The 19,262-nt window shown below is 65.2% G+C and carries 25 protein-coding genes; 12 read left to right on the top strand and 13 right to left on the bottom strand.

Annotation, left to right across the window (positions count from 1 at the left end; translation table 11 throughout):
- Positions 1-5: 5 nt before the first annotated feature.
- From hyi to ACQ7JA_RS01725, 5 genes are all read left to right on the top strand, one after another.
- Complete coding sequence (gene hyi, locus ACQ7JA_RS01745; protein ID WP_430894183.1) at positions 6-815, top strand: hydroxypyruvate isomerase; 810 nt, start codon at positions 6-8, stop codon at positions 813-815.
- A 44-nt stretch (positions 816-859) separates the two neighbouring features.
- The gene (locus tag ACQ7JA_RS01740; protein ID WP_430894182.1) at positions 860-1,225 is read left to right on the top strand and encodes a VOC family protein; all 366 of its coding nucleotides are present in this window, start codon (positions 860-862) and stop codon (positions 1,223-1,225) included.
- A 5-nt stretch (positions 1,226-1,230) separates the two neighbouring features.
- Entirely contained in the window at positions 1,231-1,773 is a 543-nt protein-coding gene (locus ACQ7JA_RS01735; RefSeq protein WP_430894507.1) for a hypothetical protein, read from the top strand.
- Positions 1,774-1,843: 70 nt separating this feature from the next.
- Positions 1,844-2,713 (top strand): hypothetical protein, encoded by an 870-nt coding sequence (locus ACQ7JA_RS01730; protein WP_430894181.1) that lies wholly within the window; start codon positions 1,844-1,846, stop codon positions 2,711-2,713.
- Between the two features lie 11 nt (positions 2,714-2,724).
- Positions 2,725-3,264: a hypothetical protein gene (locus ACQ7JA_RS01725; protein WP_430894180.1), complete on the top strand. Its 540-nt coding sequence runs from the start codon at positions 2,725-2,727 to the stop codon at positions 3,262-3,264.
- A gap of 191 nt (positions 3,265-3,455) precedes the next feature.
- Here the strand turns inward: ACQ7JA_RS01725 and ACQ7JA_RS01720 are convergent, their stop codons facing one another.
- From ACQ7JA_RS01720 to ACQ7JA_RS01705, 4 genes are all read right to left on the bottom strand, one after another.
- Entirely contained in the window at positions 3,456-4,016 is a 561-nt protein-coding gene (locus ACQ7JA_RS01720) for a hypothetical protein (RefSeq protein ID WP_430894179.1), read from the bottom strand.
- Positions 4,017-4,108: 92 nt separating this feature from the next.
- On the bottom strand, positions 4,109-5,008 hold the full coding sequence (locus ACQ7JA_RS01715; RefSeq protein WP_430894178.1) for a zinc-dependent peptidase: 900 nt from the start codon (positions 5,006-5,008) through the stop codon (positions 4,109-4,111).
- Positions 5,008-5,772 (bottom strand): glutathione peroxidase, encoded by a 765-nt coding sequence (locus ACQ7JA_RS01710; RefSeq protein WP_430894177.1) that lies wholly within the window; start codon positions 5,770-5,772, stop codon positions 5,008-5,010. The genes ACQ7JA_RS01715 and ACQ7JA_RS01710 overlap by 1 nt, the downstream gene beginning before the upstream one ends.
- A gap of 198 nt (positions 5,773-5,970) precedes the next feature.
- Positions 5,971-6,585 carry a winged helix-turn-helix domain-containing protein gene (locus tag ACQ7JA_RS01705; protein ID WP_430894176.1) on the bottom strand — a complete coding sequence of 205 codons (615 nt, stop codon included), beginning with the start codon at positions 6,583-6,585 and terminating at the stop codon, positions 5,971-5,973.
- Between the two features lie 415 nt (positions 6,586-7,000).
- Here ACQ7JA_RS01705 and ACQ7JA_RS01700 point away from each other — a divergent pair, with 415 nt between their 5' ends.
- Together ACQ7JA_RS01700 and ACQ7JA_RS01695 are read left to right on the top strand one after the other, a co-directional pair.
- A complete protein-coding gene (locus tag ACQ7JA_RS01700) occupies positions 7,001-8,041 on the top strand; it encodes an OmpA family protein (RefSeq protein ID WP_430894175.1) in 1,041 nt (346 codons plus the stop codon).
- A 110-nt stretch (positions 8,042-8,151) separates the two neighbouring features.
- Positions 8,152-9,102 (top strand): YihY/virulence factor BrkB family protein, encoded by a 951-nt coding sequence (locus ACQ7JA_RS01695; protein WP_430894174.1) that lies wholly within the window; start codon positions 8,152-8,154, stop codon positions 9,100-9,102.
- Between the two features lie 52 nt (positions 9,103-9,154).
- Here the strand turns inward: ACQ7JA_RS01695 and ACQ7JA_RS01690 are convergent, their stop codons facing one another.
- From ACQ7JA_RS01690 to ACQ7JA_RS01680, 3 genes are all read right to left on the bottom strand, one after another.
- Complete coding sequence (locus tag ACQ7JA_RS01690; RefSeq protein ID WP_430894173.1) at positions 9,155-10,426, bottom strand: AI-2E family transporter; 1,272 nt, start codon at positions 10,424-10,426, stop codon at positions 9,155-9,157.
- Between the two features lie 45 nt (positions 10,427-10,471).
- On the bottom strand, positions 10,472-10,789 hold the full coding sequence (locus ACQ7JA_RS01685; RefSeq protein ID WP_258829753.1) for a BON domain-containing protein: 318 nt from the start codon (positions 10,787-10,789) through the stop codon (positions 10,472-10,474).
- A gap of 70 nt (positions 10,790-10,859) precedes the next feature.
- Positions 10,860-11,408, bottom strand: coding sequence for a hypothetical protein (locus tag ACQ7JA_RS01680; RefSeq protein WP_430894172.1), 549 nt, complete (start codon positions 11,406-11,408; stop codon positions 10,860-10,862).
- 218 nt (positions 11,409-11,626) lie between these two features.
- Here ACQ7JA_RS01680 and ACQ7JA_RS01675 point away from each other — a divergent pair, with 218 nt between their 5' ends.
- Entirely contained in the window at positions 11,627-12,088 is a 462-nt protein-coding gene (locus ACQ7JA_RS01675) for a glycine zipper 2TM domain-containing protein (protein ID WP_430894171.1), read from the top strand.
- Between the two features lie 170 nt (positions 12,089-12,258).
- Positions 12,259-12,615: a hypothetical protein gene (locus ACQ7JA_RS01670; protein ID WP_430894170.1), complete on the top strand. Its 357-nt coding sequence runs from the start codon at positions 12,259-12,261 to the stop codon at positions 12,613-12,615.
- Positions 12,616-12,992: 377 nt separating this feature from the next.
- Here ACQ7JA_RS01670 and ACQ7JA_RS01665 read toward each other — a convergent pair whose 3' ends face one another.
- The 6 genes from ACQ7JA_RS01665 to ACQ7JA_RS01640 all read right to left on the bottom strand — a co-directional run bounded on the left by ACQ7JA_RS01665 (position 12,993) and on the right by ACQ7JA_RS01640 (position 16,202).
- Positions 12,993-13,376, bottom strand: coding sequence for a hypothetical protein (locus ACQ7JA_RS01665; protein ID WP_430894169.1), 384 nt, complete (start codon positions 13,374-13,376; stop codon positions 12,993-12,995).
- 24 nt (positions 13,377-13,400) lie between these two features.
- Positions 13,401-13,766 (bottom strand): phage holin family protein, encoded by a 366-nt coding sequence (locus ACQ7JA_RS01660; protein WP_430894168.1) that lies wholly within the window; start codon positions 13,764-13,766, stop codon positions 13,401-13,403.
- A 38-nt stretch (positions 13,767-13,804) separates the two neighbouring features.
- A complete protein-coding gene (locus ACQ7JA_RS01655; protein ID WP_430894167.1) occupies positions 13,805-14,164 on the bottom strand; it encodes a DUF883 family protein in 360 nt (119 codons plus the stop codon).
- A 43-nt stretch (positions 14,165-14,207) separates the two neighbouring features.
- Positions 14,208-14,741: a ferritin-like domain-containing protein gene (locus ACQ7JA_RS01650; RefSeq protein ID WP_258829760.1), complete on the bottom strand. Its 534-nt coding sequence runs from the start codon at positions 14,739-14,741 to the stop codon at positions 14,208-14,210.
- Positions 14,742-14,806: 65 nt separating this feature from the next.
- Entirely contained in the window at positions 14,807-15,727 is a 921-nt protein-coding gene (locus ACQ7JA_RS01645; protein ID WP_430894166.1) for an OmpA family protein, read from the bottom strand.
- A 46-nt stretch (positions 15,728-15,773) separates the two neighbouring features.
- Positions 15,774-16,202: a DUF4398 domain-containing protein gene (locus ACQ7JA_RS01640; protein WP_430894165.1), complete on the bottom strand. Its 429-nt coding sequence runs from the start codon at positions 16,200-16,202 to the stop codon at positions 15,774-15,776.
- Between the two features lie 223 nt (positions 16,203-16,425).
- Between ACQ7JA_RS01640 and ACQ7JA_RS01635 the strand changes: the two genes are divergently transcribed.
- The 3 genes from ACQ7JA_RS01635 to ACQ7JA_RS01625 all read left to right on the top strand — a co-directional run bounded on the left by ACQ7JA_RS01635 (position 16,426) and on the right by ACQ7JA_RS01625 (position 19,150).
- Positions 16,426-18,498, top strand: coding sequence for an AsmA family protein (locus ACQ7JA_RS01635; protein ID WP_430894164.1), 2,073 nt, complete (start codon positions 16,426-16,428; stop codon positions 18,496-18,498).
- Positions 18,499-18,595: 97 nt separating this feature from the next.
- Entirely contained in the window at positions 18,596-18,907 is a 312-nt protein-coding gene (locus ACQ7JA_RS01630) for a BON domain-containing protein (protein WP_430894163.1), read from the top strand.
- A 21-nt stretch (positions 18,908-18,928) separates the two neighbouring features.
- Entirely contained in the window at positions 18,929-19,150 is a 222-nt protein-coding gene (locus tag ACQ7JA_RS01625) for a glycine zipper 2TM domain-containing protein (RefSeq protein WP_430894162.1), read from the top strand.
- Positions 19,151-19,262 lie beyond the last annotated feature (112 nt).

The following is a 19,262-nucleotide window of genomic DNA, read 5'->3' as shown; positions in this document are numbered from 1 at the left end:
CTCGCATGCCGAAATTCGCCGCCAACCTGAGCCTGCTATTCACCGAGCTCGACTTCCTCGACCGCTTCGCCGCCGCGCGCAACGCCGGCTTCGATGCGGTCGAATTCCTCTTCCCCTATGCTTTCGAGCCGCGCCAGATCGCGGCCCGCCTGCAGCGCTACGACCTCAAGCTCGCGCTGTTCAACCTGCCGGCCGGTGACTGGGCCGCTGGCGAGCGCGGCATCGCCTGCGATCCGCGCCGCACCGAAGAGTTCCGCGAAGGCGTACAGCTCGCCATCGACTACGCGCTTGAACTGGGCGTGAAGCGCATGCACTGCCTGGCCGGCCGGCGACCGCCGCGGGTCGGTGTGGAGCGCGCGCACGCGACCTATGTCGAGAACCTGCGCCACGCCGCCGGCGAATGCCGCGTCCACGGCCTCGAACTGCTGATCGAGCCGATCAACGACCGCGATATTCCCGGCTACTTCCTCACAGGGACCGGCCAGGCCGCCGCCGTCATCGCCGAATGCGGCGCTGACAACCTCTTCCTGCAGTACGACATCTATCACATGCAGCGCATGGAGGGAGAGCTGGCCGGCACGATCCGCCAGTACCTGCCCCTGATCCGCCACATCCAGCTGGCCGACGTGCCGGGGCGCCACCAGCCGGGCACCGGGGAGATCAACTTTCCCTACCTGTTCCGGCTGCTGGACGAACTCGGCTACGAGGGGCGGGTCGCCTGCGAGTACGTGCCCGACGGCGCGACCGCCGATTCCTTTGCCTGGCTGGAGGAAGAACGCGCACGAAGCCATGCACGTGGCATGGACAGCAACTAGCCATTCAGGCAACATCAAGGTTTTTCCCCTAGCGAGGAGCCGCGATGATCCAGGGTTTGCGTACCGTCATTTACCCCGTCACCAACCTGGGCGAGGCATCCGCCTGGTATGAGCGCGTGCTCGAGCGGGCGCCCTATTTCAGCGAATCCTTCTACGTCGGCTTCGAGGTCGGCGGTTTCGAACTCGGCCTGATTCCGGACGGCCAGCCCGGCCGCGCGGGCGCCACCGCCTACTGGGGCGTGGCGGATGCGGACGCAGAACTTGCGCGCCTGCTCGAACTGGGCGCCAGGATCGACCAGGGAGCCGAAGATGTCGGCGGCGGCATCAGGGTTGCTACTGTGAGCGACCCCGACGGCAACCTGTTCGGCATCATCGAAAATCCCCACTTCGACCGCAGCAAAGTCGCTTGACCCCGGTGATCGATCAAGCGAAGGCGTCGATCCTTGCCAGTGAAGCGTTCGACCAGTGGCAGGCCGGCCGGCACGAGCAGGCCCGGCTGCTGTATGAAGAGGCCCTTTCTCTGGCCGATCCTCAACACTTTGCTCTGGCGCAGGTCTACGGCCAGTACGCCTGCGTACTGAATGCGCTCGGACGACACGAACAGGCGTGCACGGCGCTGGAAACGGCATCGAAGACCGAAATCGCGCAGGGCTATGCAGAAGGGTCGCCGCCCGTCATCGTTGCGCGCTACTTTCTCGCGGATCAACAGCTCCGGCTCGGTCAGACCGAAACGGCGCTCGAGACCCTGGCGCCGTCGATCCTGCAGGCGCCGGACAATTGGCTGACACGCTTCGAAGAGGCGTGCATACTCCATGCACTGGGGCGCAAGCCCGAAGCCAGGCAGGCCGCCGCCGTGGCGGTCGCCCACGCGCCCACGCCGAAAAAGGCCGAAGAACTCCGTCAGCGGCTTGGGGAAATGTTCGGGCGCGATGGCGACGACACTGCCATTGACGGCTAGCAAGACTTTCCTGCACGGAGTTTGAAACAATGGGACCTTTCGGGCCGTACCCGCGGCCAGGAGCGAGCCCATGTTGCGACACATTGCCACCCGTCTGTTTCCGCGCCTGATGCTCTTCGGCGCCCTGCTGCTCTCCAGCTGTGCCACGACCAATACCGGCCAGGTCAGCCTGCAGGAGGTGCGGGAATTCGCCGACGCTTCCGCCCGTCTGGGGGGGTATGCCGAACTGGCGCGGCGCTACCGCGACACCTACGAGCGCGAGCAGCCCTATCTGTCGCCGGCGGCCGACAAGCTGGCCAAGGAAAACGACGCCAGGCGCCGCGCCGTCTTCGAGGACTTCGTCGCCATCCAGAAGACCCTGGTGCTCTATATGCAGACTCTCAGCCTGCTGGCCGGCGACAGCCGCTACGACCTGTCGGCCCGCATCGACGACCTGGGCAATGGCCTGAAGGCGAATACGGAATCGGGCCTGCAGCAACGCCACATCACGGCCTATACCGGCATGACGCGCCTGCTCACGCGGGTGATCGCTTCCGGCTACCAGAACCGCAGCGTCGAGACCATGGTGCGCGATGGCGACGCCGACGTGCAGGTCCTGCTGGACGCCATGATCCAGCTCACCCGGCTCTACTACAAGACCAACGAGAATGAGAAGAAGACGATCCTCGGCATTTTCGATGTCGAGATTCCGTTTTCGACCCGCAATTCGGACCGCATGCTGGTGACGCTCGCCAAGGTGCACTACATGCACAAGGCCACCGAATACAAACTCATCGACCGCCGCTACGAGCTGGCCCTGCAGGGCCTGACCAAAGTCGCGCTGGGGCACCAGAAGATGCGCGAGAACCTCGGCAAGCTGTCCAGCGATGAAGTGCGGCGCCTGCTGACCAACTACGGCCGCGACCTGCGCACGATCCGCGACGGGCTGTCCGGCGAATGACAGGAGAGCACATGGCAAGCACCTCGACCCGCAAAGGCGCCGCTCCGGCAGCCGCCGCCAAGGAGGCCCCGGCCGCGCAAGGAGCCGCCCAGGGCGGCCTGTCCACCACCGACCAGATCGTCGAACTGGCCGACCAGCTCTCGGCCTGCGCCGACCAGATCCACGAACGCGTGATGAACGAAATCCGCTCCTATGGCGGCAAGCCGGTGCCGGACAAGGTCCAGGCCACCGCGCGCGCGCTGCTGGAAGACGAAGTCCTGCTGCGCCAGCGCGCCAACGGCCTTTATGCCGACGCCGCCACCTTCATCGTCAAGGCGCTCGGCAAGCCGCAGGCGCAGCTGGTGAAACTGACGGCCGACGCCGCCGAGAAGATCCGCCGCATCGGCGTCATCGGGGAAGTCACGGGACTGGTGGCGGGGCTGATCGGCCTGGCGGGCGCCGCCGCTACCGGCCAGGCGGTGCCGGTCCTGATGGCGCTCGAGAAGGTGCACAAGCAGGTGAAGGCGATCGAGGCGCTGGCGCCGAAGCCGCCGGCAACTGCGAAAACGTAGGGTGGGCGGCTCCACCTGGCACGGGATTTATCGGCAACATAAACGCCGCCCACGCGTTCAAGCTGCTGATGAGTAGACGATTCGTCCGCTCACGAGGGAGTTGAACGCGTGGGCGGCGTCACGCGTTGCCGTCGATTGGCACTGAAAGGTTCAGCGTGATCCAGTCCACTGGACTGGATCACCCCTACAAATTACGAAATCAGGTGCGGCCGGCTGCTGGGATCGAAATCCGCCCAGTCGCCGTCGACAATATTGCCTTCGGCGCGTTCGATGTGACGCGCGCCCAGTTGGCGCAGCACGTCGACGGCCTTGTCGGCGAGCCCGTCACCATCGTCGAAAGCGACCGCCACCAGCATTCCCGCCTCGCGCGGCGGGACGCGGTTCTCGGTGCTGCCCTCTTCCGCCTCGCCGCGGTCCTTCATCTTGGAAAAGCTGAACAGCGAGCCGACGTGGCCGCCCACCAGGCCGCCGACAACCGGGCCCAGCGGTCCGGTGACGGGCGCGGTGGCCGCGCCGATGGCGGCGCCGACCGCGCCGCCGGTCGCCACGCCCTGCATCACGCCTTCCGGCGTTTCCTTGGCGCCCGGCGACTGGATATGGTCTCCGCCGATCGGGGTCTGGTCGTGCTGGCCCGGCTGGGTCAGGTAAAAGCCGCTGATGCGGGAGGCATCGAAGCCTGCATCGGCAAGTGCGCGGCGGGCGCGGTCGACGTCCTCCTGAAGCTGGAAGCGCCCTGCAATAATCGTGGACATATCGATTCCTCCTGGAACGTGGTTAGCTCAACGATACGCCGGCGCGTGTCCATACTCTGTACGGAGGCGCACGCAGCCCACCCCCGCAGCGTTCAGCGCCACTGGCCGTAGACCACGTGCTCGCCGAAGGCTTCCTCCACCACGACCGGCTCCGGCAGCCAGGCGCGTGGATCGACGCGGAAATACTTGAGAAATTCCCCGTACAGGTCCGGATGGCGCGCGGCCATGGCATGCGGCTGCTCGTAGAAGCTTTCGGTGGCCACCGCGAAGAACTCGGCAGGGCTGCTCGCCCCGTAATGGTCGAGCACGCCATGCTGGCCCCACATGGCATCGCGCCTCAAGTTCGCGAAATTGCGCGACAACACTTCCGACCAGCTGCGATAGCGCTCGGTGCTGCCAAGGTAAGGGGCGCCGTTCGTGCTGCCCGACTCGCTGTCGAGCTGGTGGGCGAATTCATGCAGCACCACGTTGTGGTGGGCCTGGGCGTCCTCGCGCCAATCATCCTGCGTGCCGCGCCGCACATGGTCCCAGGACAGGATCACGCGGCCGTCGCCCCAGGATTCGCCCAGCAGGTCCTGGCGCTGTTCGGTAACGACACCGGCCGCATCGATCTCGCGGCGCGGCACCAGGAAGGCGCCCGGGTAGACCAGCACCGCGTGCAGGCTGGGGTAGACGTTCGCCGGCATGGCGTCCCCGGCACGTCCCAGCACCAGCAGGCAGGCCTGGGCCGCGATGGTCACCCGCATCTCCTCGGTGATCTCGAGCCCGGCGCAGCCGACGAAATTCTTTTCATGCAGGAATTGCTGGACCAGGCGCTGCAGCCGCTGGCGCTCGCCCCCGTCCATGCCGGCGTATTGCACGACATTGCGCTCGATGATGGCGAGCTGCTCGCGCGACAGCGGACGCGCCAGCGCCCGGCGCAGGCGCCACTTCGGCAGCAGCCAGGCCGCCAGCAGTCCGGCCCCGATCAGGCCGACGACGATCCCTTCCATCAACGCTCCCGTTCGGCCACCCAGGCGACCGTCTCGTCGGCGCCGCCGATGCGCTCGCCGCCGACAAACACTTGCGGCCAGGTCAGCTGCCCGCTAATGCCGCGCAGCACGCTGGTCGTGATCTTCTGGTCTTCCGAGATATCGGTGAACACGATGCCATTCTCGCGCAGCGCGGCCTTGGCGCGCGCACAATGCGGGCAGCCGGAGCGCGAGAACACGACGACCGGCTCGGGAATCTTCGCATTCGGGTTGATATGTCTCAGCATCGTATCGGCGTCGGAGACCTCGAACGGGTCGCCTTCCTTGTCCGGCTCGATGAAGATTTTGTCGATCACGCCGTCTTTCACCAACATCGAATAGCGCCAGGAGCGCCGCCCGAAGCCGAGGTCGCGCTTGTCGACCAGCATGCCCATGCCTTCCGTGAAGTCGCCGTTACCGTCGGGGATGACGGTGATATTCGAGGCGCCTTGGCCCGCCGCCCACTGGTTCATGACGAAGGCGTCGTTCACCGAGATGCACAGGATGTCGTCGACGCCGTTCTGGCGCAGCACCGGCGCCAGCTCGTTATAGCGCGGCAGGTGGGTCGATGAGCAGGTCGGCGTGAAGGCGCCGGGCAGCGAGAACACGACCACGGTCTTGCCCTTGAACAGCTCGTCGGAACTCAGGTCGCGCCACTGGTCCTCCAGGCGCGCCTTGAAGGTCACGCTGGGAACGGGCTTGCCCTGCAGTGCTTCGGCGGTCGGTAATGTCGTAGTCGATGGCATCTGGCTTCCTTTCCTCGTGGGCGGCTGGAGCCGCATTGGGAGGCAGGTAGGGATGCTTGACGGGATTTCAACGCGGCCGCGCCAAATAATTGTTGAACTGAAAAAACAAAGCCGCGCACAAGGCGCGGCATGAAGGACGACAGCGATCGTCCGGCCGGCAGCCGCGCGTCTCAAGCGCGGCTGGCCGGGGCGTGCCGGTCAGGCACCCTGCTTGGCGGTCTGGCTCGGCGGCGGGCCGAACAGCGCAGCGACCAGCGGATCGCGGGTCACCGGGCTGCGGTTGACGCGGATGGCGTAGTGGGTGTCGTCCGCCAGGATGTGGAAGTGGCGGCCGCTGCCGGCCATGTTCTGCTCGCGCAGGCCCGGGCGCTCCTTGCGCGGGGCGGCGCCTTCGCGCTTGGGCTGGCAGATGGCGGCCAGGAAGGCCTTCACGCGCTCCTGGTCCGGGCAGATCTGGTAGACGGCCTTGCCCAGGTAGGTGGCGGTGCCCTCGATGTAGCGGGCCAGTTCGATGACGCCGGCTTCGCGCAGGTCGCGGATGTACTTGCGGGCGCCCGACGGCGAGAACTTCAGGAACCAGGCGATCTCGTCGGCCAGCATCTCGTGGGTCGACAGTTCGTTGATGAGTTTCTGCATGTTTTCGATCCGGCGTTGCGTGGCCGACGTCGAGCGGACACGCTCGATGGGCGCCAGGGAAATTGGCGCACGTTCGGTCGGTTGCGGCGGGACGCGTTCGATCAGCGCGGAGTTGCTGGAAGTGTGCACTGCGCCAAGATCGCCTTGCACCGCGTTGTGATGGGTCGTTGCATGCATGTGGTGAGCTCCGTTTTATAGAGTGAGACTTGTGTGGTCCGGGTCGCTGTGTGTCTGTTCGACACCCTGACAACACCTCGGTTCCGCTTAACTGGGCTCAAGATTGCCTGCGTCAGTCCCCTTGGTCTGTGCGCCATCCAACATTCAACAAAATTCCTAAAAGCATTTACTTAATCCTTTGAAACATTCGCTTACACACGATTCGTCATGTAATCGTCACAAATTTCCAAAATGCACTATGATGCTGCGCACAACGCTTCCTGTAGCTTTTTTGCCACTGTTGTAAATTTGCACAGTAAATATGCCTTGGGTGCGGTACCGCACCGAGAGCACGGAACTTGGACTGTTATTATTTATCCAACATCTGTGTCAAGGCATGCGATGTCAACCACCCTTCACCTTATGGGAGTAACCTGTGAATAATACGAAGAAGATCGCCCTGGCAGTCGCCATCCTCTGCTCGGCCGGCACCGCCCTCGCCCAAGAAGCACCAGCAATCAACCCGTCGTGGTATATCCAGCCGAGCGTCGTGCACGCCAAGCCGGACGCCGACTTCGGCGTCAACGATCGCGACACCGGCGGCGGCCTCAAGTTCGGTAAGGCAATCAACCAGTACTGGGATGTCCAGTTCGGCGGCAGCCAGGTGCGCTTCGAAGAGGGCGCCAACAACTATCGCCAGACCCTGCTGGGCGTGGACGCCCTGCTGATGCTGTCGCGTGAGCGTTTCCGTCCGTTCGTGCTGTTCGGCCTGGGTGTCGAGCGCGACAAGGTCGAAAACCGCATCCGCAACGTCGGCCACAACTCGCCGTACGGCACCGTCGGCATCGGCTTCCAGGCCAGCCTGACCCCGCAATGGTCGCTGCAGGCCGACCTGCGCAGTGTGCGCGGCTTCCTGCGCCACGACGAAGAATTCGGCTTCAAGCGCAGCAACAACAAATACCTGACCGTCGGCCTGAACTACGCGTTCAACCCGCCGCCAGTCGCCGCTGCTCCGGCCCCGGCGCCGGCACCGGTCGTGGAAGCCCCGGCACCGGCACCGGCACCGGTCGCTCCGCCGCCACCGCCGCCAGCACGCTTCGAGAAAGTGACCCTGGAAGCCACCAAGCTGTTCGAGTTCGACAAAGCCGACGTCATCATGCCGTCGCCGAAACTGGACGAGATCGCTTCGGCGCTGCAGGCTGACACCAGCATCACCAACGTCGACATCACCGGCTACACCGACCGCCTGGGTTCGGAAAAGTACAACCTGAAGCTGTCGGAGCGCCGCGCCAATGCCGTGCGTGACTACCTGGTCAGCAAGGGCATCGACGCCAACCGCCTGAAAGCCTACGGCAAGGGTGAAGCCAACCCGCTGGTGCAGTGCAACGAGAAGAACCGTGCTGCGCTGATCGCTTGCCTGGAACCGAACCGCCGCGTCGAGGTCGAGCAGATCACCATCGAAAAGCGCGTGCAGTAATTATCGCCGGCTAGCCAGGACCAGCCCCGCCCTCCAGGGCCGGGCTGGGCTCGGCTTCGTCGACGCACGTCACAGGGGCTTCGGCCCCTTTTTTATTTGGAGGATAGGACATGGCTGTCAAAAACTGGCTACCGTATTCGCGCGAGCTGGTGCGCGTCATGCGTTGCGCCGTCACGGAATGGCTCGAGCACCGCGCCTCCAGCAAGGGCGCCGCGCTCGCCTTCTATACCCTGTTCTCGCTGGCGCCGATCCTGGTGCTGGTGATCGCGATCGCCGGCTTCTTCTATGGGGCCGAAGCCGCACAGGGCCAGCTGCTGAGCGAATTGCGCGGCCTGGTCGGCAAACAGGGCGCCGAAACCATCCAGGCCATCCTGGCCGGCGCGCGCAACAAGGAAGACGGGATGTTCGCCACCATCGTGGCCGGCGTGCTGCTGCTGGTCGGCGCCACCAGCGTGTTTTCCGAACTGAAGGACAGCCTCGACGAGATCTGGGACGTGCCCCAGCCGAAGAATGCCGGTTTCTGGGACGTGGTGCGCACCCGCCTGCTCTCTTTCGGGCTGATCCTGGTGCTGGGCTTCCTGCTGATGGTGTCGCTGGTCGTCAGCGCGGCCCTGGCCGTGGTCGAGAATTTTATCGGGGGCATGTGGAAGGAAGCGGCCGTCGTCATGGGCTGGGTCGCCTCAGGCATCAGCTTCCTCGTGATCGCCATCCTGTTCGGGACCATCTACAAGCTGCTGCCGCGCATCAAGCTGTCCTGGCACGACGTCACCATCGGCGCGCTCGGCACGGCGGCGATGTTCACGCTGGGTAAATTCGGCATCGGCCTCTACATCGGCAACAGCGGCGCCGCCGACAGCTTCGGCGCGGCCGGTTCCCTGATCGCCCTGCTGCTGTGGGTGTATTACTCGGCCCAGATCTTCTTCCTCGGCGCCGAGTTCGCACGCCAGTATGCCCTCAAGCTGGGCAGCCTCAAGCACAAGCCGGCGGAAGAGACGGGGGACAAGAAGAAGGAAGAGCCGCCGGTGCAGACCGGGACGTGGAAAGGTGGCCAGGCGGTGTAGATCGTGGAATCGTGGTTCTGTAGGGCGGTCGGCGGAGCCGACCACCCTGCGTTTACTCGCCAAGCAGCTCCGCCAGCACTTCCATCCCTTCGACACGCTCGGCCACCACCTTCAGCACCACCACCACCGGCACCCCGAGCAGCAGACCCCACATCCCCCACAGCCAGCCCCAGAACAGCAGGCTCACGAACACGGCCGCCGGATTCATCTTGGCGATCTTGCCCGTCATCCAGGTGGTCACCACCATGCCGACCAGGGTCGCGATCCCGAGCGAAGAGCCGGCCACGAGGATCACCATGCGCAGCGATTCGAACTGGAAGAAGGCCACCGCGCCGGTCGCGATGGTGATGAGCAGCGGCCCGAAATACGGCACCACGTGGGCCACGCCGGCGAACGCCGCCCAGGCGCCCGCATTCTCCAGGCCGATGGCGCGCAGTGCCGCCCAGGTGAGCAGGGCGAGCAGCACATTGGTCACCAGCAGCATGAACATATAGGCCTGGATCGCATTGTTCATGTCGTCCAGGATGTGCACCGTCACTTTCTTGCGGGTGAGCGAGGGGCCGGTGAGCTTCACCAGCTTGCGCTTGAATGTGTCGCCCGCGAGCAGCAGGAAGAACACCAGGAACACCACCATGGTCGCCTGCGAGAGGAAGGTCGCCAGGCCGACTGAGCCCGCCAGCACCCAGTCCATCACGCGGATGTTCGAGCCGGCGGCGGGGACTGGCGGCACGCTCTGGGTCCGTTTCTGGATCGCCTTGCGCTCCCCGCCCCCGGTGGCGTTGGAGGCCGCGCGCTCGATCTCGGCCGCGGCCTGCTGCACCTGCTGGATGGTGGAACGCTCGCCGCTGCTGCTGGTCAGGATCTTCGTAACCTTATGGGTCAGCGCGGGCAGCTCGTCGATGATGTTGAAGAATTCGCCTTGGAGGCGGTAGAAGGTGCCGCCCATGGCGCCGAGGATCAGCGCGGTCACGAGGGTCGCGCCGACGACGCGTTTCACGTGCCAGCGCTCGAGCCAGCGCACGACGGGATTGAGCGTGTAGGCGATGAAGATGCCGAGCAGGAGCGGCACGAAGAATTTCTGCGCCCATTGCAGCGCGAAGATGCAGGCAATGGTGGCGAGGATGCCCAGCGACAGTCCACGTGCGTTCACGTGGACCGGCAGGCGCAAGCCGGCCGCATGCAGCGTCAGCTCGTCGCCGGCTGGGGGTGAAACAGGATGGGGCTCGGGTGCGGCGCCTGGCTCGGAAGAAGCCGAGGGCGCCGCCAGGGCGGCATTGTCAGGCGTCTGCGCAGGCTGCGCCGGTTCGGGTGGTACAAGCTGCATAGATCAAGCGCCTTGACAAGGAGCCGGGCCGCCCCGGCCATTGGATTACTTGACGCGGATGTCGTTCTTGACCGACGTCACGCCCTTCACGCCGCGAGCGATCTGCACGGCTTTCTGTGCGTCGCCGGCTTCAGCGACGAAGCCCGACAGCTGCACGTCGCCCTTGTAGGTTTCGACGTTGATCTCGGTCGCCTTGACGGTCGGGTCGGCCGCGAAGGCTGCCTTCACCTTGGTGGTGATGACGGCGTCGTCGACGTATTCGCCGGCGGTCTTCGAGGTTTCGTTCTGCGAAGCGCAGCCCACGGCGGTGATGGCGACAGCGGCAGCGAAGGTGGCGGTGATGAGGCGTTGTGCGATTTTCATGATAGCTCCTTGGTTAACACTACAAATAGTCAGACTACTAAAGCAAGCCCATGCGGGCGTGGGGGAAATCTTATTTGCCGAACTGCGTCTTGGCTGCGTTCACGCACTGGTCCTTGACGGCGCCGGCGTAGGCATCGCATTTTTCGATCGCGACGCGATACTGGGCGGCCAGCTTGTCCTCGCGCGCATCGAGGCGCGCCTCGATGCTCTTGCGGTCGGCCTTGGCGTCGGCCTGGGCCGCCACCAGGGTGGCCTTGGCCTGTTCCAGGCAGACGTCGCGGTCATTGCCGGTCACGGCGGCGCAGCGCACCTTGTCGCGGTCGAAGTTGGCGGAGGCGATGCGCATGCGGGCCTGGGTATAGGCCGACAGGGTATTCTTGTAGGCGGCTTCGGACTCTTCCTCGACACGTACCCGCGCCGCTTTCGCTTCCGCGATGCAGAGGTCGTGCGGATTGCCGGTGATGAGGTCGCAGCGCGCCTTGGCTGCCTTGTAGTTGGCTTCGGCCGCGGCACGGGCGTGCTCGTACGCCGTCTTGGCGTCCGGCACGGCCTGGGCGCGCGCCGCACCTGCCCAGGCGAGCGCGGCGCCGATCAGCAGGAAAGCATGGCTTGTTCTCATTTTTTGTTCTCCATTTGTCAACACGCTAATGACGTTTTACGCGCAGTTCCACCGGTCTTCTGTTCGGTGCCGAACACATGAGCATTTGCACAACAATTCCGTACGGATTTGCTCAAACATTCATCGAAATAACGTGAGGCTAGGACGGTTAGGAAACGCACAGACCCCAGGCGTGCGCGTGTCTACAGTGGACCCATACTACTTATCAGGAGAACAACATGAAAGCAAACCGTACCCTCGCTGCTGCCGTGCTGGCAACCACTGCCCTCCTCACCGGTTGCGCAAGCACCTCGTCCCAGCCGTATAACAACGGCTACAACAGCGGCTACAACAATGTGTCGATGGGCTATGGCACGATCGAGTCGATCCAGGTCGTGCAGGGCGAGAACCGCACCAGCGGCGCCGGCGCCATCCTCGGCGGCGTGGTCGGCGCACTGGCCGGCAACCAGGTCGGCAGCGGCAGCGGCCGTACCGCGGCTACCGTGGCAGGCGGCGTGGCAGGCGCAGCGATCGGCAACAGCGTCGAGCGCAACCGCGCTGCGGGCGCCGGCGCTGAGGTGTACCAGATCAATGTGCGCATGGATAACGGCGAGTACCGCACCGTGAACCAGGACAGCGTCTACGACCTGCGCGTGGGCAACCGCGTGCGCATCGTCGACGGCCGCGTCTACCGCTATTGATCGGACGGGAGGCGGCTGAAAGGCCGCTTCCTTCTCCTTCCTGATCCGGGCACCCGGCCGGCCTCGCGCCCGCCGGGCGTCCGGCCATCGCCCGCCGCGGCGTGTGCGCGCGGCGGGCCGGCTTCACGTTGTCCTGCCGGGCCACAGCCCGGCCGGTTCGGGAGAACACCATGCCCTACCATCGCATCCTCCTGCGCGGCGCCTGCGCCTGCCTGCTTGGCGCCACCCTCTCCACCCACGCGCAGACCCAAACCAGCAGCGACGCCCTGGTCGATCCGGTCGCTGCCCGTCAGCAAGCGAAGGAAATTGCCCAAGGCGATCCGGCGCGCTGGTACCGCGAAGACACCACCCGCCAGGCCCAGCTGCGCACCCTGCAGAAGGAAGCCGGCGCCGCGCTGCAGGAAGCGCGCAATGCCTGCAAGAAGTCGCCGGGCGCCGAGCGCAAGCGCTGCGAACAGGAAGCGCGCGCGATCTATCAGCGCGATATGGCGCAGGCCAGGGCGCAGGTGGACGGGCAGACGCCGTGAATCGCCCGTTTCACCGCTGGCCGACTATGCCGGCCAACGATGCCGGCTTTGCCGTAGGGTGTACGGCTCCACCCGGCGGCGTGCATTCACGCACCTGGAACGCCGTACGCGCGTTCAACTCCCCCTGGAACAGAAACGGACTTTCATGATGCGTTCTCCCTGCGCGAGGGAGAGTTGAACGCGCGGACGGCGCACCTGCTGCGGGCCACGCCTCCTCCGGGGTGTAGCCGTCCACCCTACGATTGAGCGAGCACGCCGGCGTTTGCAGGAAGCAGGCAAAAAAAAACGGCGCCGAATCAGAGATTGCGACGCCGCTCAAGCCCCACCATATTCTTCAGGCAGCACTTACTTGCTGTTGACTACGCTGCTGCCTCGTTTCAAGCCGCCGCTTGCTGCGAACGGCGCTTGTGTACATACCACCCGACCACACCCAGCAGGATGGCGGCGACGCCGGCCTGCTTGCCGAGACGGCGCTGGCGGATGAAATTGAACGCCGTCATTCCGTAAGGCGCCAGCGTCGCAACGCTGATGCCGGTTGGCCTGAGCAGCGCATCCGCGCGCGTGCGCAGCGCCAGGGTGGCATGGTCGAGCGCGCCGTGCAGGATCACATCCGGGCGCGCGCCGTAGCGGATCTCCGCCTTGGCCTGCGCCACGCTATGGCGGAAATATTCGCCTTCGCGCAGGAGCTCCTGCTTGCGGATCACCGGATCCACACTGTGCTTGTGCCCTGCCAAACCGGCCGTGCCATCTTGATTGTGCATGTTTCCCCTCCTTCGTGTCGCCGCTTAGAGCAGCATGTCGCGGTCGTTCTTGAGTTCCTTCATCGTGGCCGGGAAGCCGAGCTTGTCCTGCTTCAGCAGCGCCAATCCCTTCGCCACCAATACGCCGGCGATGATGAGGAACACGACGAACATGATCAGGAGGATCTTCCATCCCATGTCTTCCCAAGCCAGCGCCACGATGGTCATCGTGCCGTAGGCGATGGCGAACCAGACCGCCAGGACGGCGATGCCGAAGCAGGCCAGCAGCTCGATGACGTGGTTGCGCACCTCGGACAGCTCGAGCGCGGCCAGTTCGACGCGCGACACCACCAGCCCGAAGAGGCTTTTCATCAGGATGGAAATCCCGCCCATCAGGCCAGGGCTATGCACTACGGTATCGTCCTTTTCCATGGCGTCACTGGCCCGGCTTATTGCTGCTTGCCGCGGCTCAGCAGGACGCCGAGGGCGATGCCGATGCCGGCGGCGATCGCCAGGGTGCGGTAGGGGTTGTCACGAACATAGACATCGGCGTCGTGCGCCAGTTCCCGGCCGCGCTCCAGGGCTTGATCCTGGTAGCGGTTGGCCTTGCCCAGGGCGCGGTCCAGCAGGTCCATGCCGCGGCTGCGCAGTTCCTCGGCCTTCTCGCCCGTCAGCCCGGTGGCCGCGCTCAGCATCGACTGCGCATCGCGCACCAGCGCTTTCAGGTCGGACTGGGCCTCGGCCGCGTGGGCGTCGTACTCGTAGGAATGGGCCTTGGCTTTCAGGTTGCTGCGGGTGGTATCAAGCATGGTGTACTCCCTTAGTTGGTGATGTTAAAAGTGTCCGCCGGCTTCAGGCCAGCAGGTCGCGCATGTCGTCGGCGTGTTCTTCCTCGACCGCCATGATGTCGACCAGCAGCGCGCGGGTGGTCGGGTCCTTGTCGCCGATCGCCGCGATCATCTGGCGATAGGATTCGATCGCCACGCGCTCGGCGATCAGGTCGGCGCGGATCATCGCCTGCACGTCGTCGGAATCGTCGTACTCCGCGTGGCTGCGCGCGGTCAGCGTGGCGGGGTTGAAGTTCGGCGAACCGTTCAGTTGGACGATGCGCTCGGCGATGCGGTCGGCATGGTCTTGCTCTTGCTGGGCATGCTCGAGGAACTCGGCCTTGATGTGGCCGGTGTTCGGCCCGCTCACGGTGTAGTAGTGGCGCTTGTAGCGCAGTACGCACAGGAGCTCGGTGGCCAGTGCGTCGTTGAGCATGGCGATGACGGCGTCGCGGTCGGCCTGGTAGCCCTCGGTGACGGCGCCGTCGTCGAGGTTGGCGGCGGCGCGGCGGATCGCGGCGATATCGAAACCATGCGCCAGCTTGTTCGTCTGTTCCATGATGTTTTCCCAAAACGTGAAAAAAGCGGTTAACAGGGCGCCTCGAGAGGCGCCCGATCAGCCGCTCAGCGTCCTGCGGTACGCGGCGGAATCTGCGCGCCTTCGTTCGACAGCACGATCTCCACCCGGCGGTTGAGCTGGCGGTTGGACGCGGTGTCGTTCGAGGCTACCGGGAAGGCTTCGCCATAGGCCTTCATGGCGATGCGGTCACGCGGCACGCCCAGCGAGCCCAGTGCCGAGGCCACGGCTTCGGCACGGCGCTGCGACAGTTCCTGGTTGTACGAGGAGCTGCCGGTGCTGTCCGTAAACCCTTCGACCAGCACAGTGCGGTTCGGGTTCTGCGCCATCACGTCGGCGAGCTTGCGCAGGGTCGACATTCCGTTCGGCGTCAGGCTGGCCTTGTCGGTGGCAAACAGCACGTCGCCGATGGTCACCACATAGCCGCGTTCGGTCTTGACCGCCTGCAGCTCGACCAGCAGGGCCTCCAGCACGGCCGCGCGCTGGGCCAGGGCGGCGTTCTGCTCCTGGGTCGCGGCGGCTTGCTGCTGGGCAGCCTGGGCCTGCGCCTGCGCTTGAGCAGCGGCGGCCTGGGCAGCTTCGGCTTCGCGCTTGGCGCGGTCGGCTTCGGCGGTGCGTGCTTCCAGGCGCACCTGGTCGCGTTCGCGCGAGGCATTCGCGATATTGGCTTCGGCGCCCTTCGCCTTCGCCACTTCCATCGCAGTGGCGATGCGCTGCTTGGCGACATAGGCCAGGCGGTCGACGTCGTTCAGGCTCTCGCGGCGGGCGGCCGCGGCATTGGCCTGGTCGAGTGCGTCGCTGGCCTGCTTGAATTCCAGCGGCGCGTACTGCGAGACTTGCGGATTGTTATTGGCAGCAACGAAATCGGCGCGCGCCTGGTCCAGGGTCGGGGTGGTCACAGGGGCGGTGGCGCAGGCTGTGGCCAGCACTGCGGCGGCCAGCAGCGACATCGTGGAACGGGTTTTCATGTCCTTGTCCTTTTCTTGGTCTTGGTTGGAGGCGAATCCGTTTGCCTTACTGCTGCGTCGTGGTCGGAGTGGTCGAGGCCGGCTGCGAAGAATTGGCGCGGTCGACTTCCTCGCGCAGCACGCGCAGGTCTTCGTTCAGCTGGTTCGAGGCGGCGGTCGCCTTGGTCGACACGGCCTTGCTCTGGGCCAGCTTGGCGTCGGCCTGGGCCTGGATCGCCAGTTCGCGCGCCAGCTTGTAGTCGCGTGCAGCCAGGGCCTGGTTGGCGCGCATCATCTTGTCGCGTGCGGCATTGATCTCTTCCGGCGCCAGCTCGGCGGCGCCGGCCGAGACTGCGTTCTCGACAGCATTGCGGGACACGGCCACGTCGGCAGTGGCAGGGGCTTTCTGCGGGCTGGCGCAGCCAGCCAGCAGCAGCACGGCGGCAGCGAAGGCGCCGGCAGCGAGGCGGCCCATGGCTTGTTGTTGTTGGTCCATTCTGGATCCTCCGGTTGAACAGTCACGTATGGACTGTTATTGAAGAAATGTCCTACGTAACGTTATAAACCTGTTATCCCCTTGCTATCGGTTCGCTGCCGCACATTGAATGGCCATGCCGGTCTGCTCAACAATCGGGGGTTAGGCAGCGCACATTGGGCGCGACAGGCTTTGCGCTAAGCTGCATTCGACCATCCCACTATGACAACAATGGAAGACCGCCATGGCCGATACCCACGCGCCGGCGGCGCAAGGCGGGCATCCCGCGCGCCGCAGTAGCAAAAGCAAGAAAGTACTGCTGAGCATCCTCGGCATCCTGATCGCCATTCCCGTCATCGCAATCGTCTTCATCCTCACCTTCGACTGGAACCGTGCCCGTCCCTGGATCAACGCCAAGGTGAGCGAGGCGATCGACCGCCCCTTCGCCATCCGCGGCAACCTGGAGGTCGAGTGGCAGCGCCCCGCCGAGACCATGGCGCCTGCCGAACGGACATGGCGCGACCACATTCCCTGGCCCCACCTGATCGCCAACGACACCCATGTGAGCAACCCGGCAGGCCTGCCGGTCCAGGATGCGGGCGCCGCGCGCCAGTTCTCCTTCTCGCTCAATCCCTTCGCCCTGCTCTCGCGCACCATCCACATCCCGCTGCTGCGCTTCGACGGCCCGCGCGTGGACCTGCTGCGCACGGACGCCACCCACAACAACTGGACTTTCAAGCGCAAGGAGGAAAAGTCGCGCTGGACCCTCGACCTCGAGCGCGTGGTGCTGACCGACGGCGTCATCCACATCAAGGATGCCGTGACAAAAGCGGACGTGACGGCGCAGGTGCGCACCCTCGACGGGGATCCGCGCTACGGCGTCGCCTTCACCCTGGGCGGGACGTATAACGGCGCCAAGGTGGAAGGCGGCGGCAAGGCGGGCGCCGTGCTCTCGCTCAAGCAACAGTCGACGCCCTATCCGGTGCAGGCCGACATGCGTTCCGGCAAGACCCGGATCGCCGTCGAGGGAACGGTCACCCGTCCTTCGAAACTGGCCGCCATCGACCTCAAACTCACGCTGGCCGCGCCCAGCATGGACCAGCTCTATTACCTAACCGGCGTGGTGCTGCCGACCACCAGCCCCTTCTCGACCTCCGGCCGCCTGACCGGCACGCTGGGTGAAGACAAGAGGCGCTGGGTCTATGACGGCTTCAAGGGCAAGGTCGGCTCATCGGACATCGGCGGCCGGCTCGAATACGTCACGGGCGAGCCGCGTCCCAAGCTGTCGGGCAATGTGCACTCGAAAACGCTGGTATTCGCCGACCTCGCGCCGCTGATCGGCGCCGACTCGAATGCGGCCAAGAAGGAGCGCAATGCCGACGCCGTGCAGCCCACCGGCAAGGTGCTGCCGGTCGAGGAATTCAAGACCGAGCGCTGGAACAAGCTGGACGCGGACGTGCGCTTCTCGGCGGACCGCATCATCCGCGATACCGCCTTCCCGATCAGCAAGCTGTCGACCCATCTCACCATGGAGAACGCCGTGCTGAACCTGCAGCCGCTCGAGTTCGCGATGGCGGGCGGCACGGTGCGCTCCAATATCCGCCTCGACGGCCGCGGCCGCGAAGGACCGAAGGCCATCAAGGCCCAGGCCAAGGTCGCCGCGCGGGGCATCGAGATCAAGAAGCTGTTCCCGAAGATCGAGGAGCTGCAGGCGACGGTGGGCAGCATCAATGGCGACGCCAACCTGACCGCCCAGGGCAACTCGGTGGCCAGCCTGCTGGCCGGATCGAACGGGGAACTGAAGACCCTGATCAACCAGGGCCAGGTGAGCAAGTATCTGCTGGAGCTGATGGGCCTGAACGTCGGCAACATCATCGTCACCAAGCTGTTCGGCGACAAGCAGGTGAAGCTCAATTGCATGGCGACGGATTTCGAGGTCACCGACGGCATCGCGCGCACCCGTTACTTCGTGGTCGATACCGAAGAGGCCCTGATCGAGGTGGCCGGCGCGATCAACCTGGCCGGCGAACAGATGGACCTGCGCATCGACCCGAAGACCAAGGCCCTGCGCCTGTTCACGCTGCGCTCGCCTTTGTATGTGCGCGGCTCCTTCAGCGAGCCGGACGTGTCGGTGGACAAGGGCGTGCTGGCCATGAAGGCCGGCGGCGCCATTGCGCTGGCCGCCGCAGCCCCGATCGCCGCGCTGATCCCGCTCGTGAACACGGGCCCGGGCAAGGACAGCGATTGCGGCCGCCTGCTGGCCGAGTCGCGCGAAAAGCCGAAGGCGCCGCCGCCGGGCAAGGCAAAACGCGGCTGATGACACAGAATCTGTGCGGCACTGTGAGTTGTCGAACAGACCAGTTCACCGCCGCGCAATATCCTGATCACATGGATTCGACAAACCGCAGCACGACATGAAGCACTTCCGATTTACCGCCGCCCTGCTGGCGATTTTGCTGGGCGGACAACTGGGAGGATGCGCCTTGTCTGGGCGGGCCGGGCCGGTGGCCGAAGTCGTCGACGACGCCACCATCACCGCCGGAGTCAGGGCCGCCATCGATGGCGACCAGTCGCTGAAGGTGTCCGAGCTCGATGTCGAGACCAGGCAGGGCGTAGTACAGCTGAGCGGATTCGTCGGCTCGGCGGATAGCGTGGCGGCCGCGGCATCGGTTGCCCGGACCGTTAAGGGCGTCAGGTCCGTCATCAACGACCTGCGCCTGAAATAACCCACCGTAAAGGAGATCAACATGAAAACCATCAAACAACTGGTCGTGACCGCAACCATCGCAACTGCCGCCCTGGGCCTGGCCGGCTGCTCCGGCATGTCGCAGCAGGACAAGAACACCGCGATCGGCGCGGGTGCAGGCGCCGTCGTCGGCGGCGTGCTGACCGGCGGCAGCGCTGTCGGCACCGTGGGTGGCGCAGCTGTCGGCGGCGTCATCGGCAACCAGGTCAACAAGACCAACTGAGTCACGGTTCGGTCCGGGCGCGATCTGCGCCCGCCAGAACCCGAGGGCCCGGCATTGCCGGGCCCTTTTCTTTGCGCAGAACCCTGGCTGCCAGGCAAGACGCACCGGCGAG

Origin of the sequence: Massilia sp. BKSP1R2A-1 (genome assembly GCF_050586525.1) — a bacterium.
Classification (GTDB): Bacteria; Pseudomonadota; Gammaproteobacteria; order Burkholderiales; family Burkholderiaceae_D; genus Telluria.
The sequence above is the reverse complement of the archived record's forward strand: the minus strand, read 5'-3'. Positions and strand labels throughout refer to the sequence as shown.

Coding starts and splice junctions, on each gene's coding strand:
- ACQ7JA_RS01680 (WP_430894172.1), bottom strand. CDS start 11,408: ATGAGAACAAGCCATGCTTTCCTGCTGATCGGCGCCGCGCTCGCCTGG.
- ACQ7JA_RS01710 (WP_430894177.1), bottom strand. CDS start 5,772: ATGCCATCGACTACGACATTACCGACCGCCGAAGCACTGCAGGGCAAG.
- ACQ7JA_RS01625 (WP_430894162.1), top strand. CDS start 18,929: ATGAAAACCATCAAACAACTGGTCGTGACCGCAACCATCGCAACTGCC.
- ACQ7JA_RS01655 (WP_430894167.1), bottom strand. CDS start 14,164: ATGCTTGATACCACCCGCAGCAACCTGAAAGCCAAGGCCCATTCCTAC.
- ACQ7JA_RS01740 (WP_430894182.1), top strand. CDS start 860: ATGATCCAGGGTTTGCGTACCGTCATTTACCCCGTCACCAACCTGGGC.
- ACQ7JA_RS01645 (WP_430894166.1), bottom strand. CDS start 15,727: ATGAAAACCCGTTCCACGATGTCGCTGCTGGCCGCCGCAGTGCTGGCC.
- ACQ7JA_RS01730 (WP_430894181.1), top strand. CDS start 1,844: ATGTTGCGACACATTGCCACCCGTCTGTTTCCGCGCCTGATGCTCTTC.
- ACQ7JA_RS01670 (WP_430894170.1), top strand. CDS start 12,259: ATGCCCTACCATCGCATCCTCCTGCGCGGCGCCTGCGCCTGCCTGCTT.
- ACQ7JA_RS01685 (WP_258829753.1), bottom strand. CDS start 10,789: ATGAAAATCGCACAACGCCTCATCACCGCCACCTTCGCTGCCGCTGTC.
- ACQ7JA_RS01725 (WP_430894180.1), top strand. CDS start 2,725: ATGGCAAGCACCTCGACCCGCAAAGGCGCCGCTCCGGCAGCCGCCGCC.
- ACQ7JA_RS01630 (WP_430894163.1), top strand. CDS start 18,596: ATGAAGCACTTCCGATTTACCGCCGCCCTGCTGGCGATTTTGCTGGGC.
- ACQ7JA_RS01690 (WP_430894173.1), bottom strand. CDS start 10,426: ATGCAGCTTGTACCACCCGAACCGGCGCAGCCTGCGCAGACGCCTGAC.
- ACQ7JA_RS01635 (WP_430894164.1), top strand. CDS start 16,426: ATGGCCGATACCCACGCGCCGGCGGCGCAAGGCGGGCATCCCGCGCGC.
- ACQ7JA_RS01720 (WP_430894179.1), bottom strand. CDS start 4,016: ATGTCCACGATTATTGCAGGGCGCTTCCAGCTTCAGGAGGACGTCGAC.
- hyi (WP_430894183.1), top strand. CDS start 6: ATGCCGAAATTCGCCGCCAACCTGAGCCTGCTATTCACCGAGCTCGAC.
- ACQ7JA_RS01705 (WP_430894176.1), bottom strand. CDS start 6,585: ATGCATGCAACGACCCATCACAACGCGGTGCAAGGCGATCTTGGCGCA.
- ACQ7JA_RS01640 (WP_430894165.1), bottom strand. CDS start 16,202: ATGGACCAACAACAACAAGCCATGGGCCGCCTCGCTGCCGGCGCCTTC.
- ACQ7JA_RS01695 (WP_430894174.1), top strand. CDS start 8,152: ATGGCTGTCAAAAACTGGCTACCGTATTCGCGCGAGCTGGTGCGCGTC.
- ACQ7JA_RS01715 (WP_430894178.1), bottom strand. CDS start 5,008: ATGGAAGGGATCGTCGTCGGCCTGATCGGGGCCGGACTGCTGGCGGCC.
- ACQ7JA_RS01650 (WP_258829760.1), bottom strand. CDS start 14,741: ATGGAACAGACGAACAAGCTGGCGCATGGTTTCGATATCGCCGCGATC.
- ACQ7JA_RS01675 (WP_430894171.1), top strand. CDS start 11,627: ATGAAAGCAAACCGTACCCTCGCTGCTGCCGTGCTGGCAACCACTGCC.
- ACQ7JA_RS01665 (WP_430894169.1), bottom strand. CDS start 13,376: ATGCACAATCAAGATGGCACGGCCGGTTTGGCAGGGCACAAGCACAGT.